This is a genomic window from Pseudomonadota bacterium (assembly GCA_034660915.1).
Lineage (GTDB): Bacteria > Desulfobacterota > Anaeroferrophillalia > Anaeroferrophillales > Anaeroferrophillaceae > DQWO01.
On record JAYEKE010000056.1, the window covers coordinates 1 to 17,315 of the forward strand.

A 17,315-nucleotide genomic window follows, 5' to 3' on the forward strand; every position below is an offset into this window, starting at 1 on the left:
CTTTTCTTGTAAAATTCTGAGCGTTGCCCGTCCGGCAGCCATGGCCAATGGATTTCCTGACAGGGTTCCTGCCTGATAAACCCCACCCAGAGGAGCGAGCAGCTCCATCAGTTCCTGCCGGCCCCCAAAAGCACCAACCGGCATGCCGCCGCCGATAATTTTTCCCAGACAGGTTAGATCCGGGGTGATATTGTATAAATTCTGAGCGCCTCCGTATGCCACCCGGAAACCAGTCATTACCTCATCGAAAATGAGAATAATTCCGTGTTTAGTACATCTTTGACGTAATCCTTCAAGAAAACCGGGAACCGGAGGGATGGTGCCCATATTGCCGGCCACGGGTTCGACAATTACTGCCGCAATCTCGTTGGCGTATTCTGCCAATAATGTATCCACGGAATCCAAATCGTTGAATATGGCAGAAAGGGTTAATCCGGTGAATTTTTCCGGAACCCCGGAACTGTCGGGAATACCCAGGGTGGTGGCTCCGGAGCCGGCTTTCACCAGCAATGCATCAACATGCCCATGGTAACAACCGGCGAATTTCACCACTTTATTTCGGCCCGTGGCCCCACGGGCCAGACGAATAGCGCTCATGGTGGCTTCCGTACCTGAATTTACCATCCGGACCATTTCCATGGAGGGGATAGCATCCACAATCATCTCTGCCAATTCAATTTCCAAAGTTGTCGGGGCGCCAAAGCTGGAACCCCGGCCGGCCTGTTCTCTGATTGCGCCTACAATTGCCGGGTGAGCATGCCCGAGGATCAACGGTCCCCATGAGCCGACATAATCGATATATTGATTTCCATCGGCATCAAATATATTGCATCCCTGCCCTCGAACAATAAACCGGGGGGGGAGGTTCACGGCGCGAAAGGCCCGTACCGGGCTATTAACGCCGCCGGGAATGATTTTTTGGGCTCGGGCAAAAAGTTTTTCCGAAATTGTTGTGATCATCACGATACTCCCTACTATATTATAGTAATAACAGATTAGTTCGCTGATTTTCAGCTATTGGCAACGTATGTGAGAATTACCTCATCTGTTGTTTGAAGTCAAGAGTCGGAAAACAATAACAACCGATAATTCTTGCGGGCAAAAGGTGGTCTGTGGTATAGCTTAACTTTATTAAAATACTATGGTACAGGTGGGTTGTATTTTTAATAGTTTTCCAGCGTTGAGAGGATATTTGATGAAGAATATTATAGCTTTGGTCGTTTTTTCCCTGTGTTTATGTTGGACCTGCAACCTGCAGGCGGAAAATGGGGGTAAGACCGTGCATATCCTTTATTCCGCTGACGAACGGGGTGCCATTACTCCCTGTGGTTGACACAAAAATCCGCGGGGCGGTCTGGCCAAACGCGCAACCTATCTGGATGAACTCAGAAAAGAAATTCCTTTCTTCCTGACGGTTAATGCCGGGAATTTATTTTTTCGACGGGAAGTTATTAAACCAGAAAAATTTGTGGAAGCCCAGCTGGTTTCTGATAGAATCATTTCTTCTTATAATACCATGGGTTGTGACGCACTCAATATCGGTGCTTATGACCTTTCTTTAGGAATTGATTATTTATTGAAAAAACGAGCTAAGGCAAAATTCCCCTTTGTTTCCGCCAATTTGTGCGATAAACATGGGGATTTATTGTTTAAACCATGGGTAATGAAGACTGAAGATGGGGTAAAGGTGGCAATCTTCGGCTTGATTGATAAAAAACTGAAACTGGATAAAATTCCCGGGGGGCATAAAATCATGATTAAAGACCCCATTGCGGTGGCGGCCGAGCTGGTTCCACGGCTGAAAAAAGATGGGGCAGACTACGTGATTTTACTGACCAACCTTCACGGTCGGGAATGCCGCCGGTTGGCCCAGCATGGCTTGCAAATTGATTTAATTGTCGGCAGCAGCAGGAGAAACCAGATTTCCCTGCCGATTAAGATTAAAGATACGTATATCACTCACCTGGACCGGGGTGGTAAAAATATTGGTCAACTGATGGTTAAATTCCTTACAGCCGCTGGAACATCTGCTCTGCCGGCGGCCCAGCGGCTCAAAGGTACCGAGATAGACGGCAAGTTCTATCTGAATAAATTTATGCAATTACGGCTTGATATTCCTGATCACCCGGAAATAGGCCCCAAAGTTGAAGCCTTGCTCGAAAAGCTTAAAAGGCTGCAAAAAGTCAAAGCGACGGGATCGATGACGATCCCGCTGAAAAAAATTGCCGGCCTCAAAGAGGGGAATAAATACGTGGGGGCAAAGGTCTGTGCCAAATGCCACCAGGAACGTTATGAACGATGGGAATCAAGTGCCCATGCCCGGGCATATCAGGGTCTAGTGGCCAAGCAGCAGCAATTTGACGAGGATTGTATTGGCTGTCACTCCTTGGCTTACGCTCGTGATGGTGGTTTTTCTGACCTGAAAGATATAAGCTTCTATGCAAATGTTCAATGTGAATCGTGCCATGGGCCAGGCTCAATGCACGTTAATTCGAAAGGAGATCCGGAGCAAATAGTCAAAACACAGGATGTTGAAATCTGTTTAGAATGTCATATTCCGGAAAAAAGTCCCGACTTTGTTTTTATGGATTATTTCACTTTAATGTGTACGGGAAAGAAGAAATAGACAACCAGAGGGGGGTGCATAAACTAAAAAAGTGGGCGGCTGAAACAGCCGCCCACTTTTTTCTTTATTTGATGGATTTAGAAAAATGATATTACTTGTACTCTCCGGGTTCCAGGGTTTCGATAGTTGAATGGTGCTGGAGTTTTTCCTGGGCCTTGTCAAGGAGTGTACGGACTTTGGCTGCCAGATTCTGGGAGAATGTAAGGTTGTGAATCGGGTTTCCCTGACGCAGCTGTTTCAGATTTTTCTCTGCGTTATTGAGAAGATCCTGAACGTCGTAGGTGTATTGACCATTCTTGATGGCAAACAGCACCATCTTTTGGCTTGCCTGCAGCTCTTTATATAAGGAGTCAACCTTCAAAGCCTCGACTTGGGTTTTCCAGTCATCCACCATCGGGCCATAGCTGTCGTCATGACATTCAATGCAGGTTTGTTTGATCCCTGCCAAGGTGGTTTCCTTTTCTTCTGCCACTTGGATATGGCATTCCTGACAAGTAACTTCCTTGGCCATGGGGTTTGCTGCCCCACGGATGTCGCAGCTGATTTCATCGCAGGCATTCTGACCTTTAAAAAGGTTGAAAGTTGCGACATGGCAATCTTCGCAGAGAACCGAACCCATTCCGGAACCGTGGTGACAGCTGCTGCAGCCTTTCATGAGTGTATGCCCATGGCGGTCACGGGGGCTGTGGCATTCCAGGCAATCCAGGCCCTCATCGCTGACGTGGACGTCATGAGGAAACTGAACCCCGCCAAATGGCACGGGTTTGGTTTCGATACACTCTACACAACTGTGGCAGAGTTCAGTGCAGCCGGAGGGTGAGATTATTTCCTGGGCGACGTATTTAGGAATTAGCAGCGCCAGAGCTTTTTCCACCCTTTCCCGGCTGTCAGCCAGGATTTTCAAGGCATAATCAATATTGTGCAGGCCGTAGCCTTTTTTGGTAAACTGCAGCTGTTGATGAGCCTGTTCCAACAGTAATGAGGCATCACCATAGCGGCTGGCTTTCTTGTGACGTGCTACTTTGTTGCGGGCCTGCAGAAGGGTCGTTTCCGTTTTATCCAATTCTTCAGTCAACAGTTTTTTCCAGTGTTTAGCCATGTCGTCGTAGCCGGGACCATGACAGGCTGAACATGATTTGATAATGTCATCAAACCCCTGCCGCTTGATTCCTTTCACCGGGCCTTCGCCGGAATCAGAGAGGGCAATATGACAGCTGGCGCAATCAAGGTGGGCCAGGTACATGGCGCTTGGCAGATCAGGAATATCCTTGACACCTTTCCCCATGAACATCATCCGCTCCAGATTATGTTGTTCCAAAGTATGGCACTTGACGCAGTTGCTGTCATAGTGATAACCGCTTAAAACTGTTTTTTTCACCTGCTTTTTACCGGGTACCGGGCTGTCCGTCGGTCGGGGAATGAAATGGTTGATGTCTGCATGACAACGGAAACACTCCACTTTATGCAGGGATACATGATTCAGGTGGAGGTGTTCACTGGTGTGTTTACTCTCTAAAATTTCCGGTTCAGCGTGACATTGAACGCAGATGTTGTCTTTCATATCCCCTTCACCGAATACCACATCAAAATGGCATTGTTCGCAGAGGACTTTCCGATCAAGATAATCTTTATGTACGAAGGGCAGGTTTTCATTGGCATCGATGAAGATTTTAGCCTTGGTTTGCGGATGGCAAAGTTGGCAGTCAGCCATCTCAGGATGCTCATCTTTTTTGTAAAAGTGACAGGTAAAACAGGTGGTTTCAGTAACCGTCAGGTGTTTTCCCTGGACGATCTGGGAATGGCAGCTGACACATTTCAGTTTTTTGCCGCGGCGCAGTTCACTGGTATGGGTATCGTGGCTGAATGTGACCCCTTTGAACGTCACATCGTTGCTGTGAAGATCCTGGGTTGAATGGCAGCCTTCCCGCAGGCAGCTGGCGTCACTGACCTGAGTGTGAGGACGGGGTGGGGCCGTGCCGGTAATTTTGAGGACCACGTGAGTCTGGGCTTTCCACTTGCCTTTCAACTCACCCCAAAGCCCCGGCTCAAAATGGCAATCCAGACAACTGACATCCTTGTGCGTTGATTGCTTCCAGGATTCGATATAAATGTCCATATTGTGGCACATGGCACAGAATTTATAATTAGCGGTAGCATGGAGCATCGCAGCGATTAGAATGATGAAGCCGATAAAAGCAACAGCAGTAAAGATGGCGATTCCTTTCTTGTGTTGACGGGTACCCCTTAAAGCCTCACCAGTGAAATCCCTGATAAATGCAATCATCAAGTGCCACATTTTTTTTAGATGGACCATCTTCTACTTTCCCTCTCTCTTTTGGAGTTATTTGTTGATTTGGATAACGTATTATTCTGAAACTATGTTTATAGTTCGCTGCTTTGTAATAATATGGAGTAAGAATTTAATCGCATAGCATATAAATTGCTATGATGACAAGAAAAAAATCAAACATTTCAAGTGGTTAATATTATATATTGTGCGCAATATTTAGTGTTTGATCAAGTTTTTTTCCAGCTGTAGCCCGGAATAAATATTCTTTCCAGATACATATGGCAGGGTTGGTATTCTGGCTTGGCATGGTTGCAGCTAAACAAGTTGCCCACGATTTCATTGAGATAAAATAGTGATGTATTTCTGTGTTATGTCGACAATATTTTTTTACTTTTTTCCTTGACAAGGTCTGTGCTCTCAGATATAGAATCTCTCGTTTAATAAAAAGCTTCACAAGGCTATTTATAGTTATTTAAGATTGAGTTGGTTAAATAACTGAACCATTCTTCTTTCTAGGGGTGGAAAAATGCTGGTTAATTATATTCCTGTTCTGGTGATGATGCTGGTAGGTATTGGTTTCGGCGTCTTTGCTGTGGTAGTTTCAAGTATTTTGGGACCGCATCGCCGTTTTAAGGTGAAGCGGGAAACGTATGAATGCGGGATGCCCACTGAGGGAACTACCTACGTTCAGGTTCCGATCAAGTATTATGTTGTAGCTTTGTTGTTCCTGGTTTTCGACCTTGAGTGTGTGTTTATGTATCCGTGGGCAGTGCATTATCGAAAACTGGGTCTCTTCGGTTTTGTCGAGATGCTGGTCTTCATGGTGATTCTATTTATCTGTTATATCTATGTCTGGAAAAAGGGAGCGTTGGAATGGGAGTAGAAAGTGGCATGAAAGGTGATGGCTTCCTGCTTACCAACCTTAACTCGCTGGTTAACTGGGGGCGGAGTAATTCCGTTTGGCCATGTACCTTTGGCCTGGCCTGATGCGCCATCGAAATGATGGCTACCAGTTTGGCAAGCTACGATATTGCAAGGTTTGGTTCCGAAGTTTTTCGCCCATCCCCCCGGCAGTCTGATCTTCTGATCGTGGCCGGAACATTGACCAAGAAAATGTCCGTTATGGTCAAGAGGATCTACGCCCAGATGGCTGAGCCCAAGTGGGTGATTGCCATGGGGGCCTGTGCTTCCTGTGGCGGAATTTTTAAAAGCTATGCGGTGGTTCAGGGGGTAGATCAGATTGTCCCGGTGGATGTCTATATTCCTGGATGTCCGCCACGGCCGGAAGCCTTGATGGCCGCTTTGATGAAACTGCAGCAGAAGATCAGGACTGAGTATCTTGATGATGTGCGACCTAATGTCGTTGAATAGCAGGATGGTATTATAACTATGGAAAACGTGAAAATACTGGAACGGATCAAAGCTGAATTTCCGGAAGCAGTCATCGCTGACCAGGATTGTTGTGGTGATCTGCAGGTAACCTTAAGTCAGGATGCTTTTATCGAGGTCATGCAGTTTTTGCATGATGATGAACAGCTGGCTTTCGACCTGCTGATCGACATCCTGGCTATTGACAATTCAGCGCGCCGCCGTAAGCCGCCGCGCTTTGAGGTTGTCTATGTAATGATTTCCATGGACAGTTTTGACCGCTTGCTGGTCAAACTGCCGGTCGCTGAAGACGAAGATGTTCCCACGGTTGCCGGTATCTGGCAGGCTGCCGACTGGGCCGAGCGTGAAGTTTTTGATATGATGGGCATCCGATTTGCCGGCCATCCTGATCTGCGGCGCATTTTGATGTGGGATGACTTTGAAGGATACCCACAGCGCAAAGACTTTCCTTTGGAAGGTAAAGACTTTGATGAAACTTGGGATCCCGATACCATAGAAGTCCTGTAAACATACTACTTGGGGAAAAAAGATGGCTGAAGGCAAATTAATGACCCTCAACATGGGGCCGCACCATCCATCCACTCACGGGGTGCTCCGCATCGTTTTGGAGCTGGACGGTGAGATCATCGTCAAGGCAACACCGTATGTCGGTCAGTTGCATCGCGGGATTGAGAAGATTGCTGAAAATATGAATTATCAGCAGGTCATTACCCTCACCGATCGCCTTGATTACACGGCGGCCTCCCTGAATAACTTCGGGTATTGTCTGGCGGTTGAAAAACTGTTGGGAATTGAAGTTCCCAAGCGGGCCCAGTATATCCGGGTGATCATGGGCGAGTTGTCCAGGCTTGCTGCCCACCAGATCTGGGTTGGTACTCATGCCCTGGATCTTGGGGCGATGACGCTGGTATTCTACGGTTTCCGTGATCGGGAAATGATTTATGATATTATCGAAGAGGCTTCAGGTTATCGTTTGACCCCCACCTTCCTGCGGGTTGGCGGCCTGGCCAATGATATTACGCCTGATTTTATCAAAGGTGTGCGCGAGTTTGTTAAGTGGTTTCCAACTGCGCTGGCAGGTTATCACACCCTGTTGACCGATAATATCATCTGGCGCAAGCGGACTATGGATATTGGGACAGTGTCGGCAGAGGATGCGGCAAACTTTGGTTTTACCGGACCAAGTCTGCGTGGTTCAGGGGTTCCCTATGACATCCGCAAGGCAAAGCCCCATAGCAGCTATGAAGATTTTGATTTTCAGGTACCGGTGGGTGATAAGGGGGATGTGTACGATCGTTACCTGGTGCGGATGGAAGAGATGGCTCAATCGTTGAAGATTGTTGACCAGGCGATTGAAAACCTCCCCGAGGGGCCGGTGAATGTTGATAACCCGTGGGTAACTAATCCAAGTCTGGATGTGGTTAAGGATGATATAAGCGCTCTGATCCGTCGGTTTAAGATTCAATGTGAGGGGCCACATGACCAGAAAGGTGAAGTTTATCAATCGGTTGAAGGTTCCAAAGGAGAGTTGGGATTTTATATAGTTGGGGATGGCAATGAAAATCCGTACCGGATGAAAATTCGTTCTCCGGCTTTCGTCCTTATCAGTGCTTTGTCAAAGATTCTTCCCGGGCACTTTTTTTCCGATGCAGTCGGTATTGTCGGCAGCATAGACATTGTTCTGGGAGAGGTCGACCGCTAAAAACAGCATGGGCGTGGATAAAAGAATGGAAATGGGAGCATAATGATGGCAGAGATACTTTTCAGCTCCTGGGGGGGCGAAGTTGTTGATAATCGCAGCAAGGAACCCCAGGAATATGAGACTGCGAGCAAGGTTTCATTGCCGGAATATTTTCAGCAGAATGAAGAGATTAAGGCCCTGATAGGCTGGTATGGCATTGTTCTGCGAACTTCCGAGGTTAATATCGTCGATCTTTGCCGTTCCTATATGGAGGCAATCCAGGAAAAATCCTGTGGTAAATGTTTTTTATGCCGCATTGGTACCAAGGTCATTGCCGATACCCTGGGGAGGATGTGCCGCGGCAAGGGGCGGCAGGCAGATCTGGAAATTCTCGCCAGGCTGGCGGAATCAATCAGTGAGTCTTCCAAGTGTAATATAGGTCAGTCAGGACCTCTTCCCCTTCGTCATGCTCTTAAGTATTTTGCCGATGATTTTGCTTCGGCGGCCAATGGAGAAGCAGCCATTCCCGCGGGAATCTACCGGTCAAAACTGACCGCGCCCTGCATTGATGCCTGTCCGATCCATCTGGATATCCCAACCTATGTTGAGTGTATTAAAGAAGGTAAGTTTCAGCAGTCACTGGATGTGATCCGTGAACGGCTGCCTCTGCCTGGAGTGGTTGGCCGGGTCTGTGTGCGCCCCTGTGAGGAACACTGTCGGCGGACGAACCTGGATGAGCCCATTTCGATTAAATTCCTCAAGCGTTTTGTTTCTGATTACGAGTTGGAAAAAAACAAAGAGCCGCATTATTTGGTTGAAGCGGCGGAAAAAACCGGTTCAGTGGCTATCGTTGGTGCCGGCCCCTCCGGGGTTACCTGTGCCTACCACCTTGTCCGTAAGGGACACCAGGTTACCATTTACGAAAAGTTGGGAGAGCCTGGCGGCATGTCAGCCGTCGGAATCCCTGACTACCGGTTGCCGCGTCATATACTGCGTGGAGAGGTGGAACAGGTTCAGAAGCTGGGCGTTACCATTCATTATGACACTCAAGTAGGCAAAGATATAAAGCTGTCTCAGCTTGAGGCTGACAATGATGCAGTTTTCATCGCCCATGGCGCTCACCTGAGTGCCGCCATGCGGGTTGAAGGCGAAAATGAGGGCTATCAAGGTTTTATTACCGGGGTGAAATACCTGCTTGATATCAATTCCGGTGTTGATCCCTATCCGGATGGGAAAAAAGTGGTGGTGGTTGGTGGTGGAAATGTGGCCATTGACTGTGTTCGCTGTTCATTTAGGGTCAATAAGCCAGATGTTAATCTGGTATATCGGCGGACCAGGAATGAAATGCCGGCCGATGAAGTTGAGATTCATGATGCTGAAGAAGAAAAGGTGACTTTTCATTATCTCACTCAGCCCATCAAGGTTATTGCCGAAAAAGGCAAGGTGGTGGGGTTGGAATGTATTAAGATGGAGCTGGGTGAACCGGATGAGAGCGGCCGTCGCCGGCCGGTCCCGGTGGAAGGCTCTGAGTTTGTCATTGATTGTGATATTGTTGTTCCAGCCATTGGGCAGTCCATCGACCTTTCGATGCTAGAAGGGGTTGATAATGTGGAAACTACCCGTTGGAATACTATTGTGGTCAATGAGTTTACCAAACAGACGGAAAATCCCAAGATTTTCTGTGCCGGTGACTGTCAGACATCTCCGGGAGCTCTGATTACTGCCTGTGCCGGTGGCCGGACAGCAGCCTTTAATATTGATAAATTTATTAATGCTCAGTCCTTGGAAACCGCTGAAGATGATTATTTTGATAAACTGTTTGAGGCGGTCAAAGTCTATGACCCGGACGAGGATATCGGTTTTCTCGGCGGCAGGGCCCGCTATCAGCTGGAAATGCTGTCTCCGGATACCCGGAAGTGGACTTTTGATGAGGTGGAAAAAGGATTTTCACCCCAGGAGGCCATGGCTGAAGCAGATCGCTGTCTCAGGTGTTACCGGGTTGCCACTATTGCGGTAACCGAGGCAGCGTCATAAACTGATTTGTGAATGATTCCTTATAAACAGTGGAGATATAAACTTAACTTGTGCAGGAAATAAGCATGGTCACGTTAACGATTGACGGCAAAGAAGTGAAGGTTCCGCAAGGAACGACGATTCTTGCGGCTGCAAGGACCGCCGGCATTCGCATCCCGACGCTTTGCTACCATGGACGTTTGGATCCCATCGGTTCATGCCGGATGTGCGTCGTGGAAATTGAGGGTATTGCCCATCCGATGGCTGCCTGTACCACTCCGGTAGAGGAAGGTATTGCGGTAACCAGCAATTCAGACCGGATTCAACGGATTCGGGAGGATTCCCTGAAACTGATTCTGGTGAATCATCCCCTTGATTGTCCGATTTGTGACAAGGGTGGGGAGTGCCTGCTGCAGGATCTGGTGTATGAGTTTGGCATCGACAAGGTTGAATACCAGGCCCCGAAGCCGACAAGAGAATCAGTGTATGCCACCCCTCTAATTCGCTACTGGCCTGACCGTTGTGTCATGTGCCTGCGTTGCGTCACTGCCTGTCGGGAGATCAAGGGTATTGGTGCTATTGAGATCAAAGGTGAGGGCTACGGTTCCCAGGTGGTAGTGATTGACGCGGAGAAATGTCAGTCATGTGGTGAGTGTCTGAGTGTTTGTCCCACCGGCGCTTTGACCGAAAATCTCAGTCGTTTCAAGGGACGTCCCTGGTTGGTTGAACGGGTGCCGACCACCTGTACTTACTGTGGTTGTGGCTGCCAGCTGGAACTCAATGTCCAGAATAATCGGGTTATCGGGGTGACCACCCAGGAGGGTAAAGGAGTTAACTTGGGTAGCCTTTGTGTTAAAGGCCGTTTTGGTTATGAATTTATCGGCAGTGATGAACGGTTAACTACGCCGTTGATCAAAAAAGATGGCGAGTTTAAGGAAGCCAGCTGGGAAGAAGCCTTAACGCTGGTCGCTGAACGCTTTGGGGCCATCAAGGAAGAATTCGGTCCCGATGCCATCGGCGGCCTTTCTTCAGCCCGTTGTACCAATGAGGAAAACTATCTCTTCCAGAAATTCATGCGCGGGGTCATCGGCACCAATAATGTTGACCATTGCGCCCGTCTCTGACACTCCTCGACGGTGGCCGGACTGGCCGCCACGTTCGGTAGCGGAGCAATGACCAACCCGATTAAGGATGTGTTGAAGGCGAAAGCTATTCTGGCTATTGGCACCAATACCACCGAAAATCATCCTATTTTTGCCAATTACGTCAAGGAAGCAGTGTTGAAACGGGGGGCGAAACTGATTGTTGCCGACCCGCGACGCATAGGCCTGGTTGATTATGCCGCCATCTGGCTGCGGCATCGTCCGGGAACTGATGTGGCCTTGATCAATGGTCTCATGCATATTATTCACCAGAAGGAATTGCATGAGAAAGAGCATGTCGACTCCTGTACGGTGGGATTCGAAGAATTTGCCACCAACCTGGAAAAGTATACCCCGGAATATGTCTCGGAGATTACCGGAGTTTCGGTTGAAGATTTGGAAGCCGCAGCCGTGATATATGCCGAATCATCACCTGCTTCCATCCTCTACGCCATGGGGATCACCCAGCACACCAGTGGTACTGATAATGTAAAAACCCTGGGTAATCTGGCCATGCTCTGCGGTAATATCGGGGTTGTCGGTGGCGGGGTTAATCCTTTAAGGGGTCAGAATAACGTTCAGGGAGCCTGTGATCTGGGGGCTTTGCCCAATGTCTTTACCGGTTATCAGAAAGTGGCAAACGAAGAAATACGGCAGAAATTTGCCAAGGCCTGGGGTCTGGAAGAGCTTTCCGCTGTTCCGGGGTTGCAGGTAACCCAGATGTTTCCAGCTGCTGAAGCAGGCACCTTGAAGGGTATGTACATCATGGGTGAAAATCCTCTGGTCAGCGATCCTGATCTGCAACACATCGAAAAGGCGGTCAAAAAACTTGACTTTATGGTGGTGCAGGACATTTTTCTTACCGAGACTGCCCAGTTGGCTGATGTGGTGCTGCCTGGGGTTTCCTTTGCTGAAAAAGATGGTGCTTTTACCAATTCCGAACGTAAGGTTCAACGGGTCCGTAAGGCCATCGAGCCGATGGAAGAGGCACGGGAAGATGGTTGGATTATCTGTCAGCTGGCTACCGCCATGGGTTATTCAATGGAGTATGTAGATGCCCGGACGGTGATGGATGAAATCCGCAAATTGACTCCCAGCTATGCCGGCATCAGCTACGAGCGGCTGGAGAAAAAGGCCATTGCCTGGCCTTGTCCGGCGGAAGATCATCCAGGAACCCCCATTCTTCATGTGGGTGAATATGCCTGTGGTAAAGGAGTTTTCTTTCCGATTGAATTCCGCCCGCCGGCTGAAAATCCTGATGCCGAATATCCCTTTATTCTCAGTACCGGTAGGGTATTGCAGCATTTCCATACCGGTACCATGACCCGTAAGGGCGAGGGATTGAGCCAGCTCTATCCTGAGCCGCTGGCAGAAGTAAATCCTGCTGATGCGGAAAAACTTGGGGTTGAGGATGGTGATTTTGTCACGATTGCTTCCCGCAGAGGGGATATTAAAATAAAAGCCTGGTTGACGGACCGACCGGCCCCCGGGGTGGTGTTTGTTCCTTTCCATTTCGGTGAAACGGCGGTTAACCTGTTGACCAATGCTGCCCTTTGTCCTGACGCCGGGATTCCTGAATATAAAGTGTGTGCCGTCCAAGTGGAGAAGGCATCCTAAAGGAGGTTTTTCATGATTGAATTTACCATCATCCTGCTCATAAAAACCCTGGTGGTTTTTGGGGTGAGTATGTTGATTGTGGCCTATTCCACCTGGATTGAGCGCAAGGTTCTCGGCTTGGTGCAGCTTCGCCACGGACCCATGCGGGTGGGCTGGCATGGCCTTTTACAGCCATTGGCTGACGGGGTCAAAGGGTTTATGAAGGAAGAAGTGATTCCTGACAATGCTGATAAGCCGGTCTTTATTATTGCCCCGATTATCAGCATCGGGGCCGCACTGACCCTGCTGGTAATAATACCATTTGGTGATACCGTAACTATCATGGGTCGTGAAATAACGCTCTATCTGACTGATCTTGATATCGGCATTCTCTTTGTCCTGGGTATTTCCACCATTGGTTCCTATGGCTGTATGCTGGGCGGCTGGTCATCCGGCAACAAGTATGGAATGATGGGGGCTTTACGCGCTGGAGCACAGATGATCAGTTATGAATTACCCATGGCCCTGGCCGTGATCAGTGTGGTCATGGTCTGCGGGACGTTGAGCCTGGTGGGTATTGTTGAAAGCCAGGCCGGGTTGTGGAATATTATTAAACAGCCGTTCGCTTTTTTTCTCTTTATCATCTGCGGTCTGGCTGAGATCAATCGGACTCCGTTTGATATGCCGGAGGCTGAAGCCGAACTGGCCTGTGGCTTTAATGTGGAATACAGCAGCATGAAATTCGCCCTGTTTTTCATGGCTGAATACTGTCATATGTTCATTTTTGCGACCCTGGTGACCACCCTCTTCCTCGGTGGCTGGCAGGGCCCATTGCTGCCTGGCCCGGTATGGTTCTTTATCAAGACCTTTGCGGTTGTCTTCTTTTGTGTCTGGGAACGTTCCACTTTTCCCCGCTACCGTTACGATCAGGTGATGGAACTGGGTTGGAAAGTATTGATACCGGCCGGCCTGGTGAATATTGTCCTTACCGGTTTATGGATGCTGATTTTTAATATTTGATTCTGGTAGTGGTATCATTTGAGTTGAAAAGGTAATTAGTGATGGAAAAGAAAGATTATGTAATCAACGTCAGTGAGAGGCGGCCCGAGAAAGGGAACTATCTTGTGCCGTTGTTCAAGGGGCTGGCCTATACCCTGAAGAATTATTTTTCCAAATCCGTAACGATCCAGTATCCGACGGAACGCCGAAAGATTGGGGATCGCTGGCGAGGTCTGCACCGGCTGAAAGTTGATGACCAGGGCAAACTGAAATGCGTGGCCTGTGGGCTGTGTGCCAAGATATGTCCTCCCCAGGCAATTACCATAGTTCCTTATGAGGAAGAGGGTGAAACCCGCTATCCCAAAGAATTTATCATTGATGAAATTCGCTGCATATTCTGCGGATTCTGCCAGGAAGCCTGTCCAAAGGACGCCATCGAATTGACTAAGGTATATGATTACGTTGATTATCATCGTGAGGATTTTAAGTTCGACATTGAAAAGTTGAAAACGCCGGAACGGTTTATTTTTACCGGGAAATAATTTCGATTAAGTGTGGGGTTTATCCATGGAATTGATCATTTTGCTCCTATGTGGTGGTTTGGCAATTATTACCTCTCTGCTGGTGATATTTACCCGAAATACAGTTCACAGCGCTCTGTGGATGATTTCCTCTTTTTTCTTTATGGCAGTACTTTACCTCCTGTTACGGGCCGAGTTTATTGCCATTTTACAGATTATTGTCTACGCCGGGGCCATTATGATGTTCGTTATCTATGCTATCATGATGCTGAACCTCAGACAGGAGGAACAGGGGCCGGTGCGAAAAACCAAGGTGGTTGGAGTGGTTATGCTGCTGGTACTTTTTCTGGAGCTGATGGTTGTTGGGGTTGGCCGGGGGGTGCTGGCCATTAAAGGACCGGTTACTGATCAGTTGATGGCCAAATTTGGCCATGTTGCGGTGCTGTCAAACTTTCTTTTTTCCGATTACGTTCTGCCCTTTGAGTTAGCTTCCATCCTGCTTACCGCCGGGGTTGTCGGGGCCGTTGTCCTGGCCAAACAGAAAAGCGAATAATGTATAAGGTTCAAGGTTGACGCTTTCGTAAAAAGTCATCGAAGATCAAAGTTCGAGGTAAATACCATGGTAGCATATCATAATTTATATCTGGCTCTGGCAGTTGTACTTTTCACCATCGGAGCCATTGGCGCCATAACCCGCAGGAATGCAATTGTCGTTTTCATGTGCATTGAAATTATGCTGGGAGCGGTCAATCTTGCTTTCATTACCTTCAGCCGGGCCAACCAGTCAGTGGAAGGTATTTTCATGGTCATGTTCATTATGGCGGTAGCGGCAGCAGAAGCAGCCGTGGGTTTGGCCATATTTGTCCTTATGTATCGTAAACGTGGAACTATTAATGTCGAATCATTAAACCTGATGAAATGGTAGTAAACATATACAGTGCTTGATTTTTTGATCGTCAGGATTGATCAGTAGAGATAAAACAGGAGAGGGACATGTTCGATAAAGTATGGTTGATTCCCATTTTCCCTATCATTGGCGTACTCATCAATGGGTTGCTGGGGCGACGGTTTGAAAAAATCAACAAGAGCATTATTCATTGGGTGGCCTGCGGTGCGGTGGCGCTCTCCTTTATTGTTACCTGTATTCTTTTTTTCCAGATGCTGGGTCTGCCTGCCGATCAGCGACTTTATGAGTTTACCTGGTTTGAATGGATCAGTGGCGGGGTATTACATACCTATGTGGCCTATCAGATAGATCCTTTATCCATGATGATGTGCCTGTTTGTCACCGGGGTCGGATTTCTGATTCATGTTTACTCCATTGGCTATATGTCGACGGAAGAAGGTCGTGAATACCGGTTTTTTACCTACATGAACCTGTTCATGTTTGCGATGATCAACCTGGTGCTGGCCAACAATTACCTGTTGCTTTTCCTCGGTTGGGAAGGAGTTGGTCTTTGTTCTTACCTATTGATCGGTTTCTGGTTTTCCGAAGAAGCCAATGCCGTCGCCGGTAAAAAAGCTTTTATTACCAACCGAATTGGTGATTTTGGTTTTATCCTTGGTTTGCTTCTGCTTTATACCAGCCTGGGGAAACATGGCATCTGGACCCTGCAGTTTTCAGAGGTCTTTACCCATGCTCATCTTTTGTCACCCCAGGCAGCGACGGCCATATGCCTGCTCCTGTTTGTTGGTTGTACGGCCAAATCAGCCCAGATACCGCTTTATGTCTGGCTGCCGGATGCCATGGCCGGCCCTACGCCGGTCAGTGCTTTGATTCATGCGGCAACCATGGTTACCTCCGGGGTATATATGGTTGCCCGTTCTAACATTCTTTATTCCATGTCACCTTTTTCCATGGGCGTAGTGGCAATTTTTGGCGCCTTGACCGCACTTTTTGCTGCTTCCATAGGATTGGTGCAAAATGACATTAAAAAAGTGCTGGCCTATTCAACCGTCAGTCAGTTGGGTTATATGTTTCTGGGTTTAGGGGTTGGAGCCTATGCCGCCGGTATGTTCCATGTTTTGACCCATGCCTTTTTTAAGGCCCTGCTCTTTCTTGGTTCCGGCGCCGTGATCCATTCCATGCATCAAGGCCTGCATAAAGTTCATTCCCATGCAGATGCCCAGGATATGCGCAATATGGGTGGGTTGAAAGATAAAACTCCCATTACTTATGTGACATTTTTGGTTGGTACCCTGGCGATTGCCGGGATTCCAGGTTTATCAGGCTTTTTCAGTAAGGATGAAATTCTCTGGAAGGCCTACAGCAGTCCCCATGGCCATTTCCTCCTCTGGCTGATTGGTGCCATTGCTGCCGGCATGACCGCGTTTTATATGTTCCGGCTGGTTTTTATGACCTTTTTCAATGAAAGCCGGGTCCCTGACGGGGCGGGAGAACATATGCAGGAATGTCCCAAGACTATGACGGTTCCGTTGATGGTTCTGGCTTTCCTGGCAGCCGTGGGTGGTTATCTTGGGGTGCCTCATGCTTTGGGGGGCAGCAATCGTATTCATAATTTTCTCGATCCGGTTATGGGACTAGGGCCGGATAAACTGCTGCAAAAAGCCGTTGCTAGCGTTGCTCATGGAGCCCATGCGGCAGCGGAAGCAGTCCATGGAGCCGGACATCATGTGGCCGAGCATGGTTCCCTGTTTGCCGAATACCTGTTGATGGGGATATCGGTAACCATTGCCCTGCTGGGGATTTTTCTGGCCTATACCATGTATATAAAGAAACGTGAGATTCCGGAGAAGCTGGCCAACAGTTACCCTTTTCTCTATCGCCTTTTGCTTAACAAGTGGTATGTAGATGAATTGTATGAATTGACGGTTATCAAACCTCTCCATGGTTTCAGCATTTTGTTGTGGAAAGGGGTTGATGTGGCGATCATCGATGGGATTGTCAATGGGGTGGCCCGGATTATCGGTTGGTTCAGCGGGGTCGTCCGCTACATCCAGTCAGGATATGTTCAGAGTTACGCGGTATCAGTGGTGCTGGGAACCGTAGTTCTGGTTATATATTATCTCATCAGGGCCGTATCTTAAGTAGATTCCG

Annotated in this window: 14 protein-coding genes and 1 pseudogene; 13 read left to right on the top strand and 2 right to left on the bottom strand. The window is 48.3% G+C overall.

Annotation, left to right across the window (positions count from 1 at the left end; all coding sequences use genetic code 11):
* The coding region (locus U9P07_03505) for a glutamate-1-semialdehyde 2,1-aminomutase (protein ID MEA2108467.1) at positions 1–960 on the bottom strand (960 nt) is incomplete at its 3' end.
* Positions 961–1,195: 235 nt separating this feature from the next.
* Here U9P07_03505 and U9P07_03510 point away from each other — a divergent pair.
* Complete coding sequence (locus U9P07_03510) at positions 1,196–1,333, top strand: hypothetical protein (GenBank protein ID MEA2108468.1); 138 nt, start codon at positions 1,196–1,198, stop codon at positions 1,331–1,333.
* Between the two features lie 135 nt (positions 1,334–1,468).
* The gene (locus U9P07_03515; GenBank protein MEA2108469.1) at positions 1,469–2,626 is read left to right on the top strand and encodes a multiheme c-type cytochrome; all 1,158 of its coding nucleotides are present in this window, start codon (positions 1,469–1,471) and stop codon (positions 2,624–2,626) included.
* Positions 2,627–2,717: 91 nt separating this feature from the next.
* Here the strand turns inward: U9P07_03515 and U9P07_03520 are convergent, their stop codons facing one another.
* Complete coding sequence (locus U9P07_03520; GenBank protein MEA2108470.1) at positions 2,718–4,910, bottom strand: NapC/NirT family cytochrome c; 2,193 nt, start codon at positions 4,908–4,910, stop codon at positions 2,718–2,720.
* 535 nt (positions 4,911–5,445) lie between these two features.
* Between U9P07_03520 and ndhC the strand changes: the two genes are divergently transcribed.
* The 11 genes and pseudogenes from ndhC to nuoL all read left to right on the top strand — a co-directional run bounded on the left by ndhC (position 5,446) and on the right by nuoL (position 17,305).
* Positions 5,446–5,799 (top strand): NADH-quinone oxidoreductase subunit A, encoded by a 354-nt coding sequence (ndhC, locus tag U9P07_03525; GenBank protein ID MEA2108471.1) that lies wholly within the window; start codon positions 5,446–5,448, stop codon positions 5,797–5,799.
* Positions 5,790–6,287, top strand: a pseudogene (locus U9P07_03530) (NADH-quinone oxidoreductase subunit B family protein). Before ndhC ends, U9P07_03530 begins: the two are co-directional and overlap by 10 nt.
* A gap of 18 nt (positions 6,288–6,305) precedes the next feature.
* Positions 6,306–6,812 carry an NADH-quinone oxidoreductase subunit C gene (locus tag U9P07_03535; GenBank protein ID MEA2108472.1) on the top strand — a complete coding sequence of 169 codons (507 nt, stop codon included), beginning with the start codon at positions 6,306–6,308 and terminating at the stop codon, positions 6,810–6,812.
* A 22-nt stretch (positions 6,813–6,834) separates the two neighbouring features.
* Positions 6,835–8,007 carry an NADH dehydrogenase (quinone) subunit D gene (nuoD, locus tag U9P07_03540; GenBank protein ID MEA2108473.1) on the top strand — a complete coding sequence of 391 codons (1,173 nt, stop codon included), beginning with the start codon at positions 6,835–6,837 and terminating at the stop codon, positions 8,005–8,007.
* Between the two features lie 42 nt (positions 8,008–8,049).
* Positions 8,050–10,020 carry an FAD-dependent oxidoreductase gene (locus U9P07_03545; protein MEA2108474.1) on the top strand — a complete coding sequence of 657 codons (1,971 nt, stop codon included), beginning with the start codon at positions 8,050–8,052 and terminating at the stop codon, positions 10,018–10,020.
* Positions 10,021–10,079: 59 nt separating this feature from the next.
* Entirely contained in the window at positions 10,080–12,758 is a 2,679-nt protein-coding gene (gene fdhF, locus U9P07_03550) for a formate dehydrogenase subunit alpha (GenBank protein MEA2108475.1), read from the top strand.
* 12 nt (positions 12,759–12,770) lie between these two features.
* Complete coding sequence (nuoH, locus tag U9P07_03555) at positions 12,771–13,757, top strand: NADH-quinone oxidoreductase subunit NuoH (GenBank protein ID MEA2108476.1); 987 nt, start codon at positions 12,771–12,773, stop codon at positions 13,755–13,757.
* A gap of 41 nt (positions 13,758–13,798) precedes the next feature.
* A complete protein-coding gene (locus U9P07_03560; GenBank protein MEA2108477.1) occupies positions 13,799–14,278 on the top strand; it encodes an NADH-quinone oxidoreductase subunit I in 480 nt (159 codons plus the stop codon).
* Between the two features lie 25 nt (positions 14,279–14,303).
* Positions 14,304–14,810 (top strand): NADH-quinone oxidoreductase subunit J, encoded by a 507-nt coding sequence (locus tag U9P07_03565; GenBank protein MEA2108478.1) that lies wholly within the window; start codon positions 14,304–14,306, stop codon positions 14,808–14,810.
* 66 nt (positions 14,811–14,876) lie between these two features.
* Positions 14,877–15,182: an NADH-quinone oxidoreductase subunit NuoK gene (gene nuoK, locus U9P07_03570; protein MEA2108479.1), complete on the top strand. Its 306-nt coding sequence runs from the start codon at positions 14,877–14,879 to the stop codon at positions 15,180–15,182.
* A 68-nt stretch (positions 15,183–15,250) separates the two neighbouring features.
* Complete coding sequence (gene nuoL / locus U9P07_03575) at positions 15,251–17,305, top strand: NADH-quinone oxidoreductase subunit L (protein ID MEA2108480.1); 2,055 nt, start codon at positions 15,251–15,253, stop codon at positions 17,303–17,305.
* Positions 17,306–17,315: the final 10 nt, after the last annotated feature.

Excerpts from the sequence above, each read along its gene's own strand:
- U9P07_03510 (MEA2108468.1), top strand. The coding sequence starts at position 1,196 with ATGAAGAATATTATAGCTTTGGTCGTTTTTTCCCTGTGTTTATGTTGG.
- U9P07_03520 (MEA2108470.1), bottom strand. The coding sequence starts at position 4,910 with ATGATTGCATTTATCAGGGATTTCACTGGTGAGGCTTTAAGGGGTACC.
- U9P07_03535 (MEA2108472.1), top strand. The coding sequence starts at position 6,306 with ATGGAAAACGTGAAAATACTGGAACGGATCAAAGCTGAATTTCCGGAA.
- nuoD (MEA2108473.1), top strand. The coding sequence starts at position 6,835 with ATGGCTGAAGGCAAATTAATGACCCTCAACATGGGGCCGCACCATCCA.
- U9P07_03545 (MEA2108474.1), top strand. The coding sequence starts at position 8,050 with ATGATGGCAGAGATACTTTTCAGCTCCTGGGGGGGCGAAGTTGTTGAT.
- nuoH (MEA2108476.1), top strand. The coding sequence starts at position 12,771 with ATGATTGAATTTACCATCATCCTGCTCATAAAAACCCTGGTGGTTTTT.
- U9P07_03560 (MEA2108477.1), top strand. The coding sequence starts at position 13,799 with ATGGAAAAGAAAGATTATGTAATCAACGTCAGTGAGAGGCGGCCCGAG.
- U9P07_03565 (MEA2108478.1), top strand. The coding sequence starts at position 14,304 with ATGGAATTGATCATTTTGCTCCTATGTGGTGGTTTGGCAATTATTACC.
- nuoK (MEA2108479.1), top strand. The coding sequence starts at position 14,877 with ATGGTAGCATATCATAATTTATATCTGGCTCTGGCAGTTGTACTTTTC.
- nuoL (MEA2108480.1), top strand. The coding sequence starts at position 15,251 with ATGTTCGATAAAGTATGGTTGATTCCCATTTTCCCTATCATTGGCGTA.